2 protein-coding genes and 8 tRNA genes are annotated in these 1,988 nt (G+C 50.9%); 1 reads left to right on the top strand and 9 read right to left on the bottom strand.

All coding sequences use genetic code 11. The annotated features are described in order from the left end of the window. On the top strand, positions 1 to 354 hold a 354-nt coding region (locus L691_RS33400; protein WP_232229112.1), incomplete at its 5' end, for a hypothetical protein. Between the two features lie 242 nt (positions 355 to 596). On the opposite strand, the gene L691_RS34195 is transcribed toward L691_RS33400, so the two are convergent. The 9 genes from L691_RS34195 to L691_RS0106180 all read right to left on the bottom strand — a co-directional run bounded on the left by L691_RS34195 (position 597) and on the right by L691_RS0106180 (position 1,930). Continuing rightward, positions 597 to 806: a DUF5316 family protein gene (locus L691_RS34195; RefSeq protein WP_198022986.1), complete on the bottom strand. Its 210-nt coding sequence runs from the start codon at positions 804 to 806 to the stop codon at positions 597 to 599. Positions 807 to 1,041: 235 nt separating this feature from the next. Continuing rightward, positions 1,042 to 1,123: transfer RNA gene (locus tag L691_RS0106215), tRNA-Leu, on the bottom strand. 200 nt (positions 1,124 to 1,323) lie between these two features. Continuing rightward, positions 1,324 to 1,397 (bottom strand) — tRNA-Cys (locus tag L691_RS0106210). Between the two features lie 9 nt (positions 1,398 to 1,406). Beyond that, positions 1,407 to 1,481 (bottom strand) — tRNA-Gly (locus tag L691_RS0106205). Positions 1,482 to 1,485: 4 nt separating this feature from the next. Continuing rightward, positions 1,486 to 1,560: transfer RNA gene (locus L691_RS0106200), tRNA-Gln, on the bottom strand. A 20-nt stretch (positions 1,561 to 1,580) separates the two neighbouring features. Beyond that, a tRNA-His gene (locus L691_RS0106195) sits at positions 1,581 to 1,656 on the bottom strand. Between the two features lie 27 nt (positions 1,657 to 1,683). Further along, positions 1,684 to 1,757: transfer RNA gene (locus L691_RS0106190), tRNA-Trp, on the bottom strand. Positions 1,758 to 1,761: 4 nt separating this feature from the next. Next, positions 1,762 to 1,847, bottom strand: a tRNA-Tyr gene (locus L691_RS0106185). A gap of 7 nt (positions 1,848 to 1,854) precedes the next feature. Further along, positions 1,855 to 1,930, bottom strand: a tRNA-Thr gene (locus tag L691_RS0106180). Positions 1,931 to 1,988: the final 58 nt, after the last annotated feature.

Genomic DNA, 1,988 nt, shown 5'->3' with positions numbered 1-1,988 from the left:
CAGTATATTCTGTGTCTACTATTCAGTCTAACTTCACGCGACGGAGAGAACCCGGGCTCGCGCTGGCTGTCCTACGGAGAATCCGAAAAACAGCTCAAGGACAAGGAGAGCTTCGCGCAGACGAAAGCGGTGGCTTGGGGCTTCATTCTGTTCATCAGCCTGATCAGTGCGCTCAACATCATCAACACCAGTACAGCAACATTCACGTCTGGATCCATGAGATCGGCATGCAGCGGGCCATCGGACTGGACCGGTCCAGCCTCTGCCGGATGTTTCTCTGGGAAGGCGTGTACCACGACTTGTTCGCAGCCGCAACGGATGAGCATCGTCGAAAGCATCGACGCAACTGAATGAGGACATAGCAGAGCGTCCCAACAGTTCGTTCCCTCTTCCCCTCCCAACGGAGTCGGCGTGTACTCTAGCTGCCCTTTTGGCTGCTATCCCTTCGGATCAGGATCAAGTTGCGCGAACTCGTTGCGATCCCCCAAGAGTCCGACGGCACCCGGAGGATTGAACGAGCTCCTGACGAAAAGGTATGCAGAATAGCCCTTCTTATCGCCAATTGGCTTGCGGCGCTAAGAAGGACTGTTTTTCAGTTAAGGATTATAATGATGGAAAAACAAATATATGGAAAGAAATGAATTAGGAATTCCGAACTTGAATAACGTTCCGCTCCAGTCAAATCTTTGGTTGCGTTCGTCTTGAGTTTCTCTTGAATAATTGGATCGGAGACGATCACCGGAATTCAATGACCCGGAGAATATCATGGCTAGAATGATCGGAACGCCTACACATAGCCCTTCCAATCTAATAGCCAGTTGCGAACACTACTGCTGGCTAATGGTGTTGGTATGAAAGAAGTCCAGGAGTGGCTGGGTCACAGTGATTATTCCACGACAGCTAATATCTATGCCCATCTGGATTATAGCTCGAAGGTTTCTTCGGCTCATGCTACGAGCAGTTGCCTGCATTTATACAGGAATGTGAAACAGGAAAAAGACCCGGTAGACTCCAAGTCGGAGCTAACGAGCCTTTCTGAAATACCGATGGCCGGACTCGAACCGGCAAGCCTGACGGCACCGCATTTTGAGTGCGGCGTGTCTGCCAATTCCACCACATCGGCAAATTAAGGAGCTCCAACGCTCCTCCAGAAAAAGGAGAGAACTACAGGAGAGAACTTGAAGGCTTGAATCAAGAAAACCAGTAATACCAAGGCTTTAGCGGATAAATCTTTGACTGGCGAAGACGATTTTGAGTCGCGCGCGTCTGCCAGTTCCGCCACACCGGCGCAGAACAAATTAGAAGCATGCTTGTTAAAAGCAATGGAGGCGCCACCCAGATTCGAACTGGGGATAGAGCTTTTGCAGAGCTGTGCCTTACCACTTGGCTATGGCGCCGTATTAAGATGGAGCGGACGACGGGAATCGAACCCGCGACCCTCGCCTTGGCAAGGCGATGCTCTACCGCTGAGCCACGTCCGCGAAATGGCTGGGGATATAGGATTCGAACCTATGCGTGACGGAGTCAAAGTCCGTTGCCTTACCGCTTGGCTAATCCCCAATGCATTCCAATTTAAAATATGGGGCGATCGATGGGACTTGAACCCACGAATGCCGGAGCCACAATCCGGTGCGTTAACCCCTTCGCCACGACCGCCATATGATATGAAATATTAAGTTACATTGGCAGGGGCAGCAGGAATTGAACCCACACTAACGGTTTTGGAGACCGCTGTTCTACCTTTAAACTATGCCCCTTAACTGGTGGAGGATGATGGATTCGAACCACCGAACTCGTAAGAGAACAGATTTACAGTCTGCTGCGTTTGGCCACTTCGCTAATCCTCCAAGAAAATGGTGCCGGCGAGAGGACTTGAACCCCCAACCTACTGATTACAAGTCAGTTGCTCTACCAATTGAGCTACACCGGCGTATTCAGTTGTTATACTCATGGTGGCTCGGGACGGAATCGAACCGCCGACACGAGGA

The sequence above is a fragment of the Paenibacillus zanthoxyli JH29 genome (assembly GCF_000520715.1).
Lineage (GTDB): Bacteria > Bacillota > Bacilli > Paenibacillales > Paenibacillaceae > Paenibacillus_AQ > Paenibacillus_AQ zanthoxyli.
The sequence above is the reverse complement of the archived record's forward strand: the minus strand, read 5'-3'. Positions and strand labels throughout refer to the sequence as shown.